Below are 17,527 nucleotides of genomic sequence, written 5' to 3'. Positions count from 1 at the left end.
TTCGTGTTCGTAGACGACCGACTCAGCATGGGATCCAGCGAGAGACCACCGGTCCTGGCCAAAGACCCGCTGGTCTACCGGACCGACCGGGGCAGCTTCTGGCACCTTCGCTCGGCCAAGAGGAGCAACGGGTACGTCCTGACCGTGTGTGGCCGCCGGCTGGGCACGTGGCACGTGCTGCCGCCGCGTCGGCTCAGCAAGGTCGCGCCCGACCAGGTCTGCGTCGGGTGCCTGCGCAAGATCCCGATCGGGGAGGTGAAGCGCCCGAGCGGGTCAGGCAACCTCGAGCAGGCTCAGGTCGGTGAGCCACTCGACCGGCGCGATGTCGTCCGTGTAGACCGTCCCGCCCCGGAGGCCCGGCTCGAGCCGGGACGCGGAGTCGGTGAGGGTGTCGGCCAGGTCGGCGGGCTGCGACTCAGCGGTGGCGGTGAGGTTCGCAGCGGGATCGGCTTCAGGATCGACCGTCGCGATCAGGTGGGTGTTGGTCGGGCCGGAGTCCGACCGCCAGACGGCCTCGCCGAACGAGGTCCGCAGCGTTGCGGTGAGGACCTTCTCCAGCGCTGTCGAGCCCTCCGGGTGGGCTGAGTTCACGACGAGCACCCCGCCCGGGTTCAGGCGGGCCTTCGCCAGCGCGAAGAACTCCTTCGTGGTCAGGTAGAAGGGGATGTAGGGCTGGTGGTAGGCGTCGACCATGATCGCGTCGTACTTCCGGGTCTGCTTCTGCAGCCACGGGCGGGCGTCGGCGGTGTGGAGGTGGAGGTTCGGCTGGTCCTTCAGGTCGAAGAGCTCTTGGCCGACCTTGGTGACCTCCTCGTCGATCTCGACGGCGTCGACCCGGGTGTCGGGGGCGAAGTGGCCGAACTGGCGCGCGGTCGTCCCGGCGGCCGAGCCCAGGATCGCCACCGACTTCGGGGCCTCCGCGCCGGCGTACGACAGCGAGAGCATCTCGTCCCAGTAGGCGCCGGTGAGCCACTCGCCCTCGGTGTAGACCGAGTGCACCGCGTGGCCCTCGTTGAGCTCGAGATAGCGGGTGCCGTCGTCGTACTCGACCACACGGGCGTACTGGTACTCCGTCTCCTTCTCCCAGATCACCTCGCCGCCGTTGCTGGTCAGGGTCTTGATCGAACCGGTCGGGAACGCGATCAGGGCGAGGATCGCCACCGGGACGACCGCAGCCGGCAGGCGGCCCTTGACCAGGTGGGGGATCGCGCAGACGGCCATGCAGAGGGCGAAGATCAGGAACGTACGCCGCGTCCCGACGACCGGGATGAGGAACAGCGAGGCGGCGAAGGTGCCGACCAGCGAGCCGACCGTCGAGATCGCGTAGAGTCGTCCGGCCGCGTGGCCGGCGTCCTCGACGGCCTCGACGCTCAGCCGGACGGCGTAGGGGCTGACGATGCCGAGCAGGAACAGCGGGATCGCGAGCAGGACGCCGACCCCGACCAGGGATCCGGCGAAGGTGGCGACGCTGAGCTGGTCGACCGCCTTGACCGCGAGCGGGAGGAACGGGTCGGCGATGAACGGCACCGCGGCCAGGAGGGCTGCCGCGATCAGCACGATCTTGGCGAGGCCCGAGGGATGCGGGTTCCGGTCGGCGATCCGGCCGCCGACGGAGTAGCCGATCGCGAGCGCCACCAGCACCGTTGCGATCGTGTTGGCCCACACGATCGTCGAGTCGCCGAACCACGGAGCGAGCAGCCGCGCCGCGGCCATCTCCGATCCCAAGGTGCCGGCACCGACGGTGAAGACGAGCAGCTCGAGCGCACGCGCACGCAGTTTCATGGAGGTGAACTTATCCGGCGACTCCAACGTCCGCACACGGATCCGGTTGAGCCGTACGCCGCGCCCTGATCCGGTCGAGCACCGCAGGCTGTCCGAGGAGCACGCCACCGAGCACCAGGGCCATCCCGAGGGCACTCACCGGAGTGAGTTCCTCGCCTGCGAACGCGAGGCCGATGAGGATGCCGGAGACCGGGTTGAGCAGGCCGATCAGCGACACCGCGGCCGCGGACAGCCGGCGGGCGCCCCGGAACCAGACGGCGTAGGCGGCGACCGTGCCGACGATGCCGATGTAGGCGTAGCCGCCGACGGCCGACAGGTCGAGCGCGGGCGGCGGGCCTTCGACGAGGAGGGCCACCGGAGCGAGGACCAGGCCGCCCAGGACGAGCTGCCAGGCGGTGAAGGTGAGCAGTCCGACCGGCGGCTGCCAGATCTTGACGAGGATGAAGCCGGTGGCGAACACGGCCACCGAGGCGAAGGCGGCCAGCACACCGACCAGGTCGAGGCTCGCGCCGCCGCGGAGTACGAGCAGGGCGACGCCGATGGCGCCGACGACGCAGGCCACGAGCGATCCGGCACGCGGCCGCTCGCCGGCGAAGGCCCAGGCCAGCAGCATCACCACGATCGGCGCGACCGCGGTCAAGGTCGCGGCGAGGCCACCGGGGAGCCGGTAGGCGGCGACGAAGACGAGGGTGAAGAACGCCGCGAAGTTGAGCAGTCCGAGCGCGGCCGTGCGCCACCACCAGGAACCGTGGAGCAGGCCAGGCCGGAGCGCCAGGAGCAGCAGGCCGAAGGGCAGCGCGCGGACCACCGCGCCGAACAGCGGTCGGTCCGGCGGCAGGAAGGTGGCGGTGACGAAGTAGCCCGACCCCCAGGCCACGGGAGCGATCGCGGCCAGCGCGAGGGTGGCGAATCTACTTTCCATGGAAGGGATAATATCTTCCACGTCAGATATATTCCCGAGTCATGGCAGACCATGTCTCGACCGTGATGGCGCAGTGGGAGCAGGAACGTCCCGACCTCGACGTCACGCCGCAGGCCGTCATCGGCCGGCTCCACCGCCTCGCGCTGCGGCTCACCGACGAGCTCGTGGCGGTCTATGCCCAGCACGGGCTCGGGGAGGGGGAGTTCGACGTGCTCGCGACGCTGCGACGGCAAGGTGCTCCGTACGCTCTCACTCCGAAGGAGCTCGGCGAGCAGACGATGGTCTCCTCGGGAGCGGTCACCAAGCGCGTCGACCGCTGCCTGGCCCAGGGCTGGGTCAGCCGAGGTCGTCGTGACGAGGACGGGCGCGGGCGCCGGATCGCCCTGACCGAGAGCGGACGCGAGCTGATCGACGCCGCCTTCACCGACCACATCGCCAACGAGCACCGCCTGCTCGCCGTCTTCACAGCCGCCGAACGACGCTCGCTCGCCCGGCTGCTGGAGAAGTGGGCCGAGCAGACCGGGGCTTGAGCTTGCCCCAAGGGCAGACACCAATCTGATGACACCGGTGACCATCACCGGGGAGGATGGTGAGCATGAGCGAGCGTCAGCGAGCGACCACAAGGCTCAGGCGACCGCTCTCGTATTCTGGCGCTTGCGCCACGGGAGCGGTCGCATGAGCGGCGTGGAGGGGCTTGTGAACATCGGCGATTTCGCCCGGGAGACCGGGCTGACGCCGAAGGCTCTGAGGTTGTACGACGACCTGGGTCTGCTTCCGCCTGCCGAGGTGGACGCGCACTCGGGCTATCGGCGCTACTCACCGGATCAGGTGGGACTCGCCCGTCTGGTGGCGACGCTGCGCCTGGTCGGGATGCCGTTGGCCCGGATCCGGGAGGTCCTCGACATGCCGGCCACCGCCGCGGCGGCCGAGATCGAGAGGTACTGGCGCCAGGTCGAGGCCGACACGGCCACCCGCCGCACCATGGTCTCCATCCTCGTCCACGCGATGAGGAACGAGGCACCACCGATGACAACCACCACCGAGAGACTGCACGCCGAGCTCGGCGTCAGCCACGAACAGGGTGGCCGCGCCACCCAGCAGGACGCGCTCCTGGTCACCCCCGAGCTGATCGCCGTCGCCGATGGTTTCGGGGATCGCGACGACCTCGCCGGGGCGGTCCTGACCGCGTACGCCGCCGGCGGGCTGACCGCGGCGATCCACGAGGTCTTCGGCGAGGTGCCGAAGTCGGGCACCACCCTGACCGCGGTCGACCTGCACGGCTCGACCGCGAGGATCACCCACATCGGCGACGCGAGGGTCTACCTCGTACGCGACGGAGACGTACGCCAGGTCACCCACGACCACACGGTCGTCGCGGCCATGGTCGAGGCGGGCCAGCTGACCCTCGAGGAGGCTCGCTCCCACGAGCACCGGGCGCTGCTCAACCGCGCCCTCGTCCCGGGAGTCGTCGCCGACGAGATCACGCTCGACCTGCTGTCGGGCGACCGGCTCGTGCTGTCCACGGACGGGGTCCACTCCTACGTGGACGACCTGGCCGCCCTGATCACCGCCGAGGCCGGTCCGCAGGAGGTCGCGGATGCGGTCGCCGCCGCTGTCGTCGCCGCTGGGGAGCCGGACAACCACACCATCGTGGTCGCCGATCTGGCCTGACTTCTCAGGCAATCCCTGCGCCTAGCGCCGCCACCACCAACGCCGACGCCCCGCGGCCACGGTCTCCTCGTCGAGCTCCGCGGCCGCGGCGGCGAACGAGTCGCGCAGCGACGGGTAGACCAGCTCGATCTCGGGGTGCTCGGCGAGGATCTGGGCGATCCGCCGGGTGAGCCGCTTGCCGACGGCGGCGATGTGCCGGACGACGGCGTCGACCTCCTCCTCGGTGAGCGCCTGGGGGTGGAAGGGCTTCTGCGGCTTGTCACGCAGCAGCTCCCGCATCGGCTCGAGGGAGTCGATGTCGTACTTCAGTGCCAGCGCGTGCAGCTCGTCGTCGGCGACCTTGCGGAGCCGTTCGTAGTCGGCGGGAGGAATCAGCGTGTAGTTCGTGGGACCCAGCGGGCAGGACTGGAGGTGGACGTCGAGACGCTCCTGGAGCTGCTCCCCGAGCGGAAGCGCGTTGAGCGCACGCTTGATCTCGAGCGCGTGCAGCGAGTAGGAGAGGTTGACCTGCCGCAAGGACAGGTCACCGAGCTCGGTGGTGTCGATCCCGGCGGTGTCGAGCAGATCGGTGAGCAGGTTGCCGCCGACGAAGAGCTCAGGAAGGTAGGGCCGGAGCACCAGCCGGGACCGCACGGACTCGGTGTCGAGCGCGCGGTAGAGGTGCTCGTGGCCCAGCCACCCGCCGTACGCCTCAGGCACCGGCTCGAACGGATGGAAGTGCGGGAGCCGCTTGACCCGCTGGTTGTAGTCGGACTCCATGAAGGCCAGGGGATCGCGGACGTACAGGACGAACCGTGCCTCGGGCGGCATCTCCGCGGCGATCCCGGACAGCTCGGGCAGGAACGCCTCGGAGGACAGCAGCAGCGTGTGGCAGCCGCTCGCCTCGAAGTCCGCGAGCGTGTCGGCGATCGCGCGGGGTGAGGCCACGAACAGATGCCCGGAGCGCTCCATGAGCGACCCGGCGTTGCCGGCACTGATGCCGTTCCTGTCGACCCGGTGCTGGGGGTAGTGGATACCGGCGCGTGCGAGCTTCTCCACGTTGGTGCTGAAGAACGCCTGGACCGCGGAGGTGCCCGTCTTGGGGAGGCCGGCGTGGATGACGATGGACTTCACTGGGACCGATCGGGTAGGCGTCAGAGTGCCCACCGCGATCGACCAACCGGTGACGGGCACAGGTTCGCCGGGGATGGCGCAGAGGGCGACCTACACCGTATCGACTCAGATCCTCATCGCAACCCCGTCATACCAGGCCGTGTATCCCGGATCCACGCCCGCTACGCGGCGTTTCGCATCCGATCTGGCCGCGTTGGCGCCGCTCGACAGCCTCCAGGATGCCTTCACGGCGCCGCCTTGCCAGATCGGCCCGAAACGCCGCTCGCGGCCGCCGTGTCTCCGGGCTACACGGCCTAGGCCAGGTATCCCAGCTCGCGGATCCTCCCGATCTCGTCCCGCAGCTCGTCGTGGCTGGCGTTGTCCGCGGCTCGCCCGCCGGCGATGTAGTGACCGTCCTCCGCCGCGGTGCCGTCGTAGACGACCGTGAACCGGTGTCCGACGCTCGCGTTGACGAGCCCGCCGAGGAGCGCCACCGGGTCGGAGCGGTCCTCGAGCGACAGCACCCGGGTGGTCTCCGGAACCCGCGGCGCTGCCGCGCCCGGAGCACCCACGGTGACCACCTGATCCACCGCGTACGCACCACCGGCTGCCGCCGCGATCGCGGCCGCCGCGGTGCCGCCTGCCGCGGCACCGACGAGCATCACGTGCGAGCCCGGCTCGACCGCGTCCTCGATGGTCCGAGAGGCGGTGGCGATGTAGTCGGAGAGGTCGCCGGAGACGAGCCGCAGACGCCGGCTGCCGACGTAGGGGCCCGGGAGGTAGGCGATGTAGCGGCCGGGGGCCGCCTTCTGGACCGCGACACCGGCCTCGGTGGCCTCGAGGGTGCGGATCAGCTCCTCGATGGTGGCCGGGGTGGCTGCGGTGACGTCGCCTGCGCGGGTCTCTTCCTCATCGGTGGCGGCCAGCGCCCCGCCGACGTCACGCAGCGCATGGCCGGCGTCGGTGGTGAACGCGTCGATGCCCGCGGCGCGCCGGGCGCCCGCGGTGGCCGCCGCGGCGTCGTCGCCGCGCGGGAAGTCGGCGGTGAGCAGCGAGCGCAGCTCGAGCGACTCGAGCAGTCCCCCGCCGGTGGCGATGTGGTCCATCAGCTCAGGGTGACCCTGGGCGAGCTCGCCGAGGTAGGCGCTGACGCCCTCACGGTCGAGTGCGTCGGTCTCGATCAGCCCTGCGGACAGCAGCGATCCGCCGAGCTCGACCTCGGGGGCGAGGTAGTCGAGCGCGTTGGCGGCGATCGCACCCAGCGAGCGGCGAGCCGCTGCCTGCAGCTCGTCGATCCAGCGGTAGGTCTCCACCGTGGCGCGCACCGAGACGGCATCGGCGTCGAGCGCCTGCCCGAGCCCGAGGATGCCGCCCTTCTCGGAGATCGCGGCGCGGATGTCGTCCTCGGCCGGCTCCCAGGTCTTCGCGGAGAGCTCGGCCGAGTCGGTGACGTCGTCGTCGTTCAGGATCTCGGCGCCGAGCTCGGCCCACTCGCGCAGCTGGGCGCCGGCGTCGCCGATGGAGCTCGCCAGGCCGAGGATCTGGGCGTACTTGTCCTCCGGGCCCGCCGGTGCGGGCGCCGAGTCGGGGGCACCGCCCGGGACCGGTCCCAGGCGATTCGCAGGATCGTTGTTTCCGGCACCGTTCATCGGGCCACCTCCGCAAGAACAGGGGCAAGGTCTGCGGCGAGCTCGGACGGCTCCACGCTGGTGATCAGCAGCGTCAGCTCACCGTCGAGCGACACCGTACGCAGAGACCGCCAGCCGTCGTTGACCAGCGTCCAGGAGACCGTGCCGATCAGCGGGTTCTCCGGATCGGCGGTCGTCGCGACGACGGCACGGAGGCGGCCGTGGGTCTCGTTGGAGAGGGCTTCGAGGGCGCTCGAGACGACGACGTCGCCTGCGGTCAGCACGGGCACCAGGTCGGCGCGGCCGGTGCGCAGCGCCTCGAAGACGGCGTCGGCGGTCGCGAACGGGACCTCGAGCTGGTCGGGAACCGCCGAGGTCAGCCGGGCGGTGTCGCTGGGCAGCGTGGCGGTGCGGCCGAGCTCGGTCGCCCAGGCAGCGGAGGGATACCAGGAGAGCTCGAAGACCAGCCCGTCCACGGTGGCGAGCGAGGCGGCCGCCTCGCCCTTCTGCCGGTGCCAGGCCCGGCCACGCAGCCCGTCGACGACGACGTCGAGGTCGATGACCACCTCCGGGGTCGCCAGCAGTCCGAGAGCGCCGGCGATCCCGGCGTCGAGGGTGCCGTCGGCGTCGAGGAGGTCGCGCCGCTGCAGCGAGGCGCTGCCCTCACCGAAGCCGTCGACGGCGCGGGCCAGGGCCTCGGCCTCGGTCGCCGAGCGCGTACGCCCCAACCGGGCGTCGAGCCCCTCCTCGCGATGCGTGGCGACCTCGAAGGGGAGCGGCGCCCCGATGGCCTCGCAGGCATGGGTGAGCTCGGGAAGGGTCAGGCCGACCCGGCGAGGCACTCCTGCCCACGGCTCGGACGGCGCCGCCGGAGCGGGGCCCAGGTCGATCGTGGTCATCGAAGGGTGACCTCCAGCCAGTCCTTGTGGCCCGGCTCAGGGGCCTCGAATCCGTTGAGCTTGCCGTCGGCGACGAGCGCCTCGGCGCGTGCCTCGGCCTCGGCGATCTGCTCCTTGAGCAGATCGACCTGCTTGAGGTGCTTGGCCAGGGTGTCGGCCGCGCGGTCGTGCTGCTCGGCCGAGATGCGCAGCGCGGTGGCACGCTCCTTCATCCGCCCGCGAAGGGACTCGGCCGCCCGGCCGTGCCACGGCACGGCCTCGGCCTGCACCACCAGCTTGTCGGCACTTGCGCGGATGTCGTCCGCCTGCTCGCGCAGACGGTTCACCCGACGACGGATCACGTCGCTGTCGCCGTACATATCCCTCCTCGGACAGGTCTCTGTGATGGTCCTACCCCGCTGGAGCGGTTTCTAAACGTAAAATCCTGAACTTTCTCAAAATCGCCTGGATCGACTCAGCGAAGGACGGTGGAGAGACGGTCGAGGCCCTGCTCGATCTCGGCGGTGGAACCGGCGAAGGAGAGACGTACGAAGCGGTGGCCGTCGACGGGATCGAAGTCGACACCCGGGGCCATCGCGACGCCGGTGCGGTCCAGGACCTCGTGGCACCAGGCCATGGTGTCGTCGGTCCAGCGGCTGACGTCGGCGTACACGTAGAACGCGCCGTCGGCCGGAGCCATCTCGGTGACGCCGAGGGAGCGGAGGCCGTCGAGGAGCACGCCGCGGTTGGTCGAGTAGCGGGTCACATGGCTGTCGAGCTCGGCGTACGCGTCCGGGGTGAAGGCGGCGACCGCGGCGTGCTGGGCGAGCGCGGGCGGGCAGATGGTGAAGTTGCCGACCAGGACGTCGATCGCGCGCCGCAGGTGGGCCGGCGCGAGCAGCCAGCCGATCCGCCAGCCGGTCATCGAGAAGTACTTGGAGAACGAGCCGAAGACGACGGCGTCGCGCGAGGTCTCCCAGGCGCTGCGGCCACGGCTACCGTCCCCGCCGTAGGTCAGGCCGTGGTAGATCTCGTCGGAGATCAGCTGGATCCCCGCCTCCTCGCAGTAGCGCGCCAGCGCCGCCAGCTCCTCCGGGAGCAGCATCGTCCCGGTCGGGTTGGCCGGGCTGGCCACCACCAGCCCCTTCAGCCCGACGCGCTCGTGCAGCTCCTGGACCTGCTCGACGGTCGGCTGGAAGCGCTCGGCCGCGCCGGTCGGGATCTCCACGACCTCGCAGCCCAGGGCGGCGAGCACGTTGCGGTAGCAGGGGTACGACGGCCGGGCCATCGCGACCTTGTCGCCGACGTCGAAGGCTGCCAGGAAGCTGGCCAGGAAGCCGCCGCTGGCGCCGGTCGTGACGATCACGTCGTCGGGGGAGATCTCGATCCCGTGCCAGGCCCGGTGGTGCCCGGCGATCGCCTGCCGCAGCTCCAGGATCCCGGTCGCCGGCGTATAGCCCAGCGGGTCACCGCTCTGCAGCAGCCGCACTGCCTCCGTACTGACCGCCTGCGGCGCCCCCGTGGACGGCTGCCCCGAGGTGAGCGAGATGAGGTCCGCGTACGTCCGCTGCCGCTGCGCCGCCCGCTCGAGCATGTCCATCACGTGAAAAGGAGGCACGTTCGCGCGTTGGGCAGCAGTCAGGCGGTTCATGGAGCAAACACTAGGGCGCGCCATAAGATGCAGACCCAGAGGTCGGAGGGGGGCCCGACGTACATGAGCTTCGACGTCCATCAGCTCGACATGTTCGTGCTGATCGGCTCCCTGGTCACGCTGCTGGCGATCCTCGCGGTGCGGGTCTCGACGAAGGCCGGCCTGCCGTCGCTGCTGATCTACCTGCTGATGGGCGTGCTGCTCGGCGAGTCGGTGCTCGGGATCCGGTTCGACGACGCCGCGGTCGCGCACGCGATCGGCTTCGGGGCGCTCGCGCTGATCCTGGCCGAAGGTGGTCTGACCACGTCGTGGAAAGACGTACGTCCCGCCTTCGGCCTCGGCCTGATGCTGGCCACGGTCGGCGTGGTGGTCTCGATCGGGATCGTCGCGGTCGGGGCCCACTACCTGCTCGGGCTCCCTTGGCAGCTCGCCTTCCTGCTGGGAGCGGTGACGTCGCCGACCGACGCGGCCGCGGTGTTCTCGGTGCTGCGGGTGGTGCCGCTGCCGAAGAGGCTGACCGGTGTCCTCGAGGCGGAGTCGGGGCTCAACGACGCCCCGACCGTGGTGATCGTGACGCTCATCGCCAGCGGTGCGATCGGCGAGAACCATCCGACCGTGGTGGCCGGGATCGTGGTCGGTGAGCTGCTGCTGGGCATCGTGATCGGTCTGCTCGTCGGTTTCGGCGGCGCATGGATGATGCGCCGGGCCGCGCTGCCGTCCGCCGGGCTCTACCCGCTGGCCGTGATGACGCTGGCCTTCCTCGCGTACGGCGGGTCGGCCTGGCTGCACGGATCCGGGTTCGCGGCGATCTACGTCGCCGCGCTCGTGCTCGGCAACGCCGAGCTTCCCCACCGCGGCGCCACCAGGTCGTTCGCCGAGGGTGTCGCCTGGTTGGCCCAGATCGGGCTCTTCGTGATGCTGGGACTGCTGCTCTCCCCGGGACGTATCGACGTCGAGACGATCGGCCTCGCCCTGGCCGCCGGGCTGATCCTCACCTTCCTCGCGAGGCCGGCATCCGTGCTGATCAGCACGGTGGTCTCGCGGATGTCGTGGCGCGAGACCGTGTTCGTCTCCTGGGCCGGGCTGCGCGGGGCCGTACCGGTCGTGCTCACCACGATCCCGCTGGCCGAGGGTGTCGACGGCGCCGAGGAGCTCTTCGACCTGGTCTTCGTGATGGTCGTCGTCTACACCCTGCTGACCGGTCCGACGTTGCCGTGGGTCGCGCGGGTGCTCTCGGTCGCGCGCCCCAACGACCCGCGCTCTCTCGATCTCGACGTCGCGCCGCTGGAGCAGATCGCGGCCGACCTGATCCAGCTCCGGATCCCGCGCGAGTCGCGGCTCCACGGCGTCGAGGTCGGCGAGCTCCGCCTGCCCACAGGGACGTCGGTGTCGCTGCTGATCCGCGACGGGCAGACCATGGTGCCGGACAGCACCACCGTCCTCAGGGCCCGCGACGTGATCCTGGTCGTCGTGCCCCGCAACCTGCGCGAGCAGGCCGAACGCCGCCTCGAGATGGTGAGCAGGAAGGGCCGCCTGGCCGGCTGGCTGCGGTGAGCCCTACTCCACCGGCGGGCTGCAGATCGTGCCGTCCGCCTTGGCGGTGACGGTCTTCTCGCCGCCGGCGACCTCGGGGAAGTTCTCGCCGGTCACGACCACGATGCCGGGGATGTCGATCTTCTTCTCGACGATCTTCGCATCGCCCAGCCAGCTCGCGACGAGCGTGGCGGAGGGGGCGTTCTCGTCCGGCGTCCACACCTCGACGGTCTTCAGCTTGGTGCCGCTGGGCGCGTTGCCGGTGCGACCCTTGACGAAGCCCTCGTCGACGAGGTCCGTCATCGCCCGGGTGGCGAGCCCCGCCCGCGTGCTCGCGTTGAGGACGCTCACGACCACCTGCGACGGGTAGACCTCGGAGCCCTTTTTGACCGGGGCGTCCACGCACGGCCCGACATCCACCTTCTGCGGGAAGGGCGCGGTCATCGCCTTCCATCCCCAGGCACCGGCCAGAGCGACCGCGGCCGCGAGGACGGCGAGGATGATGAACGTACGAAGTCCCGTGAGGGCCGAGTCGAGCATGATGCCGAGCCTAACCGCTCGAGAGGCTAGCCGAGCGTGTGCACGCGAGCGTGGAGCACGTTGCGCTGCTGGAGCGCCGCGCGGAGCGCCCGGTGGAGCCCGTCCTCGAGGTAGAGCTCGCCGTTCCACTCCACGACATGGGCGAAGAGGTCACCGAAGAACGTCGAGTCCTCGTTGAGCAGAGCCACCAGCTGGAGGGTGTCCTTCGTGGTCACCAGCTCGTCGAGACGGACCGTCCGAGGAGGCAGCGCAGCCCACCCCTTGGTCGTCAGACCATGGTCAGGGTAGGGGCGAGAATCGCCGACACGCTTGAAGATCACCCTCGTGACTGTATCGCCCTCGGGACAAAACCCAACATAGAGTCGGCCCATGACGGATGCTGCTGCTCTTTCGGAAGCGGTCGGGCCCGGCTACCAATTCGAGGGTTCTGCCCTCGAGCTCGGGGGGCTGATGGCGGACGCTGAGACGTTGACGGAGACGCCGATCCGCATTCCTTTGGGGATGCTGAACAGGCATGGCCTGGTCGCTGGTGCGACCGGCACGGGAAAGACGAAGACCCTGCAGCTGCTGGCCGAGCAGCTCTCCGCAGCCGGGGTCCCGGTGTTCGCCGCCGACATCAAGGGCGACCTCTCCGGCCTCTCGGCCCCGGGCGAGTCGAGCGAGAAGCTGACCGCACGAGCAGCATCCGTGGGGCAGGCCTGGCAGGGCCGCGGGTTCCCGGTCGAATACTTCGCTCTCGGCGGCGAGGGCACCGGCATCCCGGTCCGGGTCACGGTCGACGCCTTCGGCCCGACGCTGCTGTCCAAGGTGCTGGGGCTCAACGAGACGCAGGAGTCCTCGCTCGGGCTCGTCTTCCACTACGCCGAGAAGGCCGGTCTGAAGCTGGTCGGGCTCGACGACCTGCGAGCGGTGCTGCAGTGGCTGGTCTCCGACGAGGGCAAGGCCGATCTCAAGGGCCTGGGCGGCCTCTCCTCCGCGACGACAGGGGTGATCCTGCGTACCCTCATCGCTTTCGCCGACCAGGGCGCGGACGAGTTCTTCGGTGAGCCGGCCTTCGCGGTCACGGATTTCGTACGCAACGACGGCGACGCCGGGATCATCTCGCTGCTCGAGCTTCCCAACCTGCAGGACCGGCCAGCGATCTTCTCGACCTTCCTGATGTGGCTGCTCGCCGAGCTCTTCCGGGCGCTTCCCGAGGTCGGCGACGCCGACAAGCCCAAGCTCGTCTTCTTCTTCGACGAGGCCCACCTGCTCTTCAACGACGCCTCCGACGCGTTCCTCGACCAGATCACCAACACCGTCCGGCTGATCCGTTCCAAGGGGGTCGGCGTCTTCTTCGTGACCCAGAAGCCGACCGACGTACCCGAGGACGTGCTCGGCCAGCTCGGCTCCCGCATCCAGCACCAGCTCCGGGTCGCGACGCCCAACGACGCCAAGGCGCTCAAGGCCAGCGTCAACACCTACCCGACCTCCTCCTACGACGACCTCGGCGCGGTCATCCAGACGCTCGGGATCGGCGAGGCGATCGTGACCGTCATGAACGAGCGCGGTGCGCCCACGCCGGTCGCCTGGACCCGGCTGCGTGCCCCGGAGTCGCTGATGGGTCCTGCGGAGGCTTCGGCGATGGAGGCTGCCGTGGCGGCCTCGCCGCTGGCGCCGAAGTACTCCACGGCTGTCGAGGTCGAGTCCGCCGCCGACCAGATCGCGGCGAAGACGGAGGCTGCGGCTGCTGCGGCGAAGGCCGCGGAGCAGGCCGAGGCCGAGGAGAAGGCGGCCAAGAAGACCGCTGCGAAGAAGCCCTCGGGTTCGCGGTCGCGGTCGCGGGACGATGACGACTCGATGATCGAGACGGTCGTGAAGTCGACCGCGTTCAAGCAGGCCGCGCGCACCGCCGCGCGGGAGCTCGTCAAGGGACTCTTCAAGCGCCGCTGAGCTGTCCCGATATCTGATTGGCCCGGGCATGGGCAGACTCCTTATCGTCTGCTCATGCCCGACCTGCTTCTCCGGAACGTACGCATCGTTCCGCTCTCACCTCGGGCAGCCGTGCCCACCGGGGTGGTCGACGTCCTCGTCGCCGACGGTCTCGTGTCGGCGGTCGGGGAAGGTCTGTCCCGGCCGGAGGGTGTCGAGGCGTACGACGCGGGTGGCCGCTGGCTCGTCCCGGGGCTGTGGGACGCCCACACCCACCTCGGCCAGTGGACGCTACGAGCGAGCCGGCTCGATCTGCATGGCACCCGCTCGCCCGCCGAGGCGCTGGCTCGGGTGGCCGCGGCCGCGCGGGCCCTCGACGGGCAGGGTGGGCCCGGCGAGGCGATCGTCGGGATGGGTCACTCGGCCGGCACCTGGGACCGATGGGGCACCGTCTCTGAGCTCGACTCGGTCACCGGCGGCATCCCCGCGATCCTGGTCAACCACGACTTCCACCATGCCTGGCTGAACACGGCCGCCCTCGACGCGCTCGAGCTGCCACGGCGCGAGGACATGGTGCAGGAGACGGAGTGGTACCAGGCCTACCCGCGGGTCGCGGAGCTCTTCGAGACCAGCGGGAGCACCCCGGCGGCCTACCGTCGGATGCTGACCCGGACCGCCGCGCTCGGCGTGGTCGGGATGACCGACTTCGAGGTCGGGATCCGGCTCGACGACTGGCGCTCGCGGTGGGCGGCCGGCTGCGATCTGGTCCGGATCCGGGTCGCGACGTACGCCGACCAGCTCGACGAGGCGATCGCCTCGGGTCTGCGCACCGGCGAGCCGCTGATCCCGGGCGAGGACCGGCTGACGATGGGTCCGTTGAAGATCATCAGCGACGGCTCCCTCGGCACACGCACCGCCTGGTGCTGCGACCCGTACGCCGACGACCCGGACAGCTGCGGGGCGCCCAACCAGTCGCCCGACGAGCTCAAGGGACTCCTCGGGAAGGCCCACGCGGCCGGCCTCGAGGTGGCCACCCACGCGATCGGCGACCGGGCGGTGTCGGAGGCGCTGGCGGCGTACGCGGCGACGGGGGCGCGGGGCAGCATCGAGCACGCCCAGCTCGTGCGCCGCGAGGACCTGCCGCTGATGGCCCGGCTCGGGATCACCGCGTCCGTGCAGCCGGCGCACATCCTCGACGACCGCGAGATGACCGAGGACGTCTGGCCGGGGCGGGAGGAGCGCTGCTTCGCGACCCGCTGGATGCTCGAGGAAGGCGTGCGGGTGGCGCTGGGGTCGGATGCCCCGGTCGCGCCCCTGGACCCGTGGCTGGCCATCGCCGCCGCCGTCGGTCGCTCGCGTGACGGCAAGGAGCCGTGGCACCCAGAGCAGGCGCTGACCGCGCAGGAGGCGCTGGCGGCCTCGGTGGACGGTCAGCCCACGGTCGCTCCCGGGTCCCGCGGGGACCTGGCCGTGCTCGAGGTCGACCCGCTCCGGGCCTCGGTCGAGGAGCTCGCGGCCATCGCGCACGGGGGCGTCGCGCTGACTGTGGTCGGCGGGCGGATCGCCCACCGCGGCGCTTAGACGGTCCCCAGAAGTCGCGGAGGCCCGGCCGTCATCGGCCGGGCCTCACGCAACGGGATCGTGGATCCCCCCATTTAGTTGCCGGTCACGCGGACCAGCGCACCGAGTCGTCGACGAAGTCGGCGAACACGTGAACACCGCGCAGGTCCTGTCGCTCGTCCATGAGCTTGGTCAGGGCACTGGCGTGCCGGAACTTGAGGCTGCGCTGCTTGGCGGTGCTGGTCGCCTCAGGCTCGGTCGCGGTGAGTGTTTCCATCGAGGTCCCCCCTACAACGGATAGATGGTGTGCATCGTGGTTTGTCGTGCTCATCAAGCATCCCGCGCGCAAGTCGCGTGCAGGTTGTTTGAACGTTACAAGCCGGTTTCGGTAAAAGAAATGGCTGACGATGCCTGACGCGGTATCTGCCGGGCGATAGGGCCGAATCTCGCTAGACAAAGACGACGGAACCCTCAGTCGGAGGCTGTCCTAAGCGTGTCGACGGCCTTCCGGGTCTGCTCGAGGAGCCGCAGCGCCGCGCTCGCGTCGGGCAGGTTCGGCACCGGAGACCAGAGCTGGTCGGCGTCGGCGATCGGGCCGGCTCCGTCGACGATCGGGTCGAGGTCGGTCACCAGCGCCCCCTTCGACGGGTCGCCGGCGAGCGCAGCACGGATGGCGTCGACGTCGATCGGCGAGTCCGAGGCGATCAAGGTGGCGTTGCCGAACCTGGCGCCCGCGAGCGCGGACCCCTGCACGATCATCGCGACATGCTCGAAAGTCGTACGCAGCGTCGCGAGCTCGCGACGGGTGAAGAGCAGCTCGGGGCCGGCGACGGAGTTCAGGATCAGCCGACCGCCCTCGCGCAGCGCATCCCGCGCGGCGGTCATGCACTCCAGCGATGTGAACGCCGGCGGGATCCGGTTGCCGACGAAGATGTCGATGACGACGGCGTCGAGCTCCGACCCCGGATGCGCGACGAGCCACGAACGCGCGTCGGCGGTCTCCATGGTGATCCCCTCGGGCAGCGGAAACCGTGACCTGGTCAGCTCGACCAGGGCGGGCTCGAGCTCCACGACAGTCTGTCGGGCCCCCGGCCACCGGTGGGCGACCGCCCGGGGGAGGGCGAGCAGCGCCCCGCCGAGGTGGGCGACCGCCTGCGGCGCCTGAGCTCCGAGCGCGGCCAGCATCCACCGGATCGAGGCGAGCTTCGGTGGCTGGGCGGGATCACCGAGATGGGACTGCGCGACGCCGTTGATGTCGATGACCCAGCCGTCCTCCTTGCGTACGAGGTCGGCGGTGCTGCCGTCGGAGAAGACGATGCGCTCGCGGCTTCCGGATCGTCCGGCGGGTGTTGACATACGCAGATCCTCCCAGACACCATCGCGCCCGAGCCGGGACATTCCGGTAGCCTTCTGGCGTTGCTGGGTCAGCGCCGAAAAATACTCGGACATCGGGCGTGAGGAGTTCTTGCGGTGGAGATATGGGAGGTCGCCGAGAATGACGACCGGATCGAAGGTCTCACCGCAGATGGCAAGCCGGATCCTGCCTACGCTGCCTCGCTCGGGCTGAAGGACGCGCCGCTGGGCCGTCGGGCGCTCGCCGCCGGTGTCGACATCGTCTGCTACGCGATTCTGCAGGTCCCCTATCTCGTCTTCACGCTCCCGCTGCTGCTCAAGCTGGCGCAGGGCAAGTTCGGGTTCGCCCGGTTCATGTCCCACCCCGACTTCATGCTGGCCGTGATCGCGGGCGGCGCGACCGTGCTGCTGACGCTGATCTACGCGATCCTCCAGATCGTCTTCCACGGCCGCCGGGGCGTCACGCTGGGCAAGTCCATCGCCGGGATCCGCTCGGTCAACGTCAAGACGCTGGAGCGTCCCGGCATCGGCCGCGCGTTCCTCCGCGCCTTGGTGCTGTGGGGTTCCGGGATCGTCCCGATCGCGCCGATCGTCTTCCTGGCCTCTCCGCTGTTCGACAAGGAGAAGCGGGGCCGCGGCTGGCACGACAAGGCCGCCGAGATCTGGATGGTCGACGTCCGCGAGGGCCTCGACCCCTACGACGAGAAGCGCATGCGCATCGCCCGGAAGACGGTCGCGGCTGCGCCCGTCGCGGAGCGGAAGTCGCTGCCCTCGCTCAGCACCCCGCACGACCACGACGCCGGCAGCTACCGTCCTGCGGGCCGGGTCAGCGCCGGTGTGCTCGGGGTGTCCCGCCCGAAGGCGAAGCGCGACGAGCCCGGCGCGTCCCCCGGCGGTGCGCTCGCGACCCCGCCCTCGGGCCCGGTGGCCCCGAAGCCGGTGACGCCGACGATCCCGCCGTCGCGCGGTGCCTTACCCAACCAGGGCCAGACGGTGCCGCCGCCCC

At 70.4% G+C, this 17,527-nt stretch carries 17 protein-coding genes; 6 read left to right on the top strand and 11 right to left on the bottom strand.

Annotated elements, in window-relative coordinates; genetic code table 11:
* Nucleotides 1-273: 273 nt before the first annotated feature.
* Nucleotides 274-1,782 (bottom strand): spermidine synthase, encoded by a 1,509-nt coding sequence (locus tag G5C66_RS05545; protein ID WP_241248270.1) that lies wholly within the window; start codon nt 1,780-1,782, stop codon nt 274-276.
* A 10-nt stretch (nt 1,783-1,792) separates the two neighbouring features.
* Nucleotides 1,793-2,704 (bottom strand): EamA family transporter, encoded by a 912-nt coding sequence (locus G5C66_RS05540; protein ID WP_165109975.1) that lies wholly within the window; start codon nt 2,702-2,704, stop codon nt 1,793-1,795.
* A 41-nt stretch (nt 2,705-2,745) separates the two neighbouring features.
* On the opposite strand from G5C66_RS05540, the gene G5C66_RS05535 reads away from it, so the two are divergent.
* Both G5C66_RS05535 and G5C66_RS05530 read left to right on the top strand, forming a co-directional pair.
* The gene (locus G5C66_RS05535) at nt 2,746-3,234 is read left to right on the top strand and encodes a MarR family winged helix-turn-helix transcriptional regulator (protein WP_165109974.1); all 489 of its coding nucleotides are present in this window, start codon (nt 2,746-2,748) and stop codon (nt 3,232-3,234) included.
* Between the two features lie 166 nt (nt 3,235-3,400).
* A complete protein-coding gene (locus G5C66_RS05530; protein WP_165109973.1) occupies nt 3,401-4,375 on the top strand; it encodes a MerR family transcriptional regulator in 975 nt (324 codons plus the stop codon).
* Between the two features lie 21 nt (nt 4,376-4,396).
* Here G5C66_RS05530 and G5C66_RS05525 read toward each other — a convergent pair whose 3' ends face one another.
* The 5 genes from G5C66_RS05525 to G5C66_RS05505 all read right to left on the bottom strand — a co-directional run bounded on the left by G5C66_RS05525 (nt 4,397) and on the right by G5C66_RS05505 (nt 9,624).
* Nucleotides 4,397-5,488 carry a hypothetical protein gene (locus G5C66_RS05525; protein ID WP_165109972.1) on the bottom strand — a complete coding sequence of 364 codons (1,092 nt, stop codon included), beginning with the start codon at nt 5,486-5,488 and terminating at the stop codon, nt 4,397-4,399.
* 293 nt (nt 5,489-5,781) lie between these two features.
* The gene (locus G5C66_RS05520) at nt 5,782-7,116 is read right to left on the bottom strand and encodes a hypothetical protein (protein WP_165109971.1); all 1,335 of its coding nucleotides are present in this window, start codon (nt 7,114-7,116) and stop codon (nt 5,782-5,784) included.
* Nucleotides 7,113-7,994, bottom strand: a complete 882-nt coding sequence (locus tag G5C66_RS05515; protein WP_165109970.1) for a hypothetical protein — start codon at nt 7,992-7,994, stop codon at nt 7,113-7,115. Before G5C66_RS05515 ends, G5C66_RS05520 begins: the two co-directional genes overlap by 4 nt.
* Nucleotides 7,991-8,353 carry a hypothetical protein gene (locus G5C66_RS05510; RefSeq protein WP_165109969.1) on the bottom strand — a complete coding sequence of 121 codons (363 nt, stop codon included), beginning with the start codon at nt 8,351-8,353 and terminating at the stop codon, nt 7,991-7,993. The genes G5C66_RS05515 and G5C66_RS05510 overlap by 4 nt, the downstream gene beginning before the upstream one ends.
* A gap of 95 nt (nt 8,354-8,448) precedes the next feature.
* The gene (locus G5C66_RS05505) at nt 8,449-9,624 is read right to left on the bottom strand and encodes a pyridoxal phosphate-dependent aminotransferase (RefSeq protein WP_165109968.1); all 1,176 of its coding nucleotides are present in this window, start codon (nt 9,622-9,624) and stop codon (nt 8,449-8,451) included.
* 63 nt (nt 9,625-9,687) lie between these two features.
* Between G5C66_RS05505 and G5C66_RS05500 the strand changes: the two genes are divergently transcribed.
* Nucleotides 9,688-11,178: a potassium/proton antiporter gene (locus G5C66_RS05500; protein WP_241248268.1), complete on the top strand. Its 1,491-nt coding sequence runs from the start codon at nt 9,688-9,690 to the stop codon at nt 11,176-11,178.
* A gap of 3 nt (nt 11,179-11,181) precedes the next feature.
* Here the strand turns inward: G5C66_RS05500 and G5C66_RS05495 are convergent, their stop codons facing one another.
* Entirely contained in the window at nt 11,182-11,697 is a 516-nt protein-coding gene (locus G5C66_RS05495) for a LytR C-terminal domain-containing protein (protein WP_165109966.1), read from the bottom strand.
* A gap of 26 nt (nt 11,698-11,723) precedes the next feature.
* On the bottom strand, nt 11,724-12,017 hold the full coding sequence (locus G5C66_RS05490) for a type II toxin-antitoxin system VapB family antitoxin (RefSeq protein ID WP_008356154.1): 294 nt from the start codon (nt 12,015-12,017) through the stop codon (nt 11,724-11,726).
* 49 nt (nt 12,018-12,066) lie between these two features.
* Here G5C66_RS05490 and G5C66_RS05485 point away from each other — a divergent pair, with 49 nt between their 5' ends.
* Nucleotides 12,067-13,629, top strand: coding sequence for a helicase HerA-like domain-containing protein (locus G5C66_RS05485; RefSeq protein ID WP_165109965.1), 1,563 nt, complete (start codon nt 12,067-12,069; stop codon nt 13,627-13,629).
* Between the two features lie 54 nt (nt 13,630-13,683).
* Nucleotides 13,684-15,189: an amidohydrolase gene (locus tag G5C66_RS05480; RefSeq protein ID WP_165109964.1), complete on the top strand. Its 1,506-nt coding sequence runs from the start codon at nt 13,684-13,686 to the stop codon at nt 15,187-15,189.
* Between the two features lie 85 nt (nt 15,190-15,274).
* Here the strand turns inward: G5C66_RS05480 and G5C66_RS05475 are convergent, their stop codons facing one another.
* Together G5C66_RS05475 and G5C66_RS05470 are read right to left on the bottom strand one after the other, a co-directional pair.
* Entirely contained in the window at nt 15,275-15,445 is a 171-nt protein-coding gene (locus G5C66_RS05475; protein WP_165109963.1) for a hypothetical protein, read from the bottom strand.
* Nucleotides 15,446-15,639: 194 nt separating this feature from the next.
* The gene (locus G5C66_RS05470; protein ID WP_165109962.1) at nt 15,640-16,524 is read right to left on the bottom strand and encodes a spermidine synthase; all 885 of its coding nucleotides are present in this window, start codon (nt 16,522-16,524) and stop codon (nt 15,640-15,642) included.
* A gap of 114 nt (nt 16,525-16,638) precedes the next feature.
* On the opposite strand from G5C66_RS05470, the gene G5C66_RS05465 reads away from it, so the two are divergent.
* A partial coding sequence (locus tag G5C66_RS05465) for an RDD family protein (protein WP_165109961.1) occupies nt 16,639-17,527 on the top strand: 889 nt, incomplete at its 3' end.

This window comes from Nocardioides turkmenicus (assembly GCF_011045035.1).
GTDB classification, from domain to species: domain Bacteria; phylum Actinomycetota; class Actinomycetes; order Propionibacteriales; family Nocardioidaceae; genus Nocardioides; species Nocardioides turkmenicus.
The sequence above is the reverse complement of the archived record's forward strand: the minus strand, read 5'-3'. Positions and strand labels throughout refer to the sequence as shown.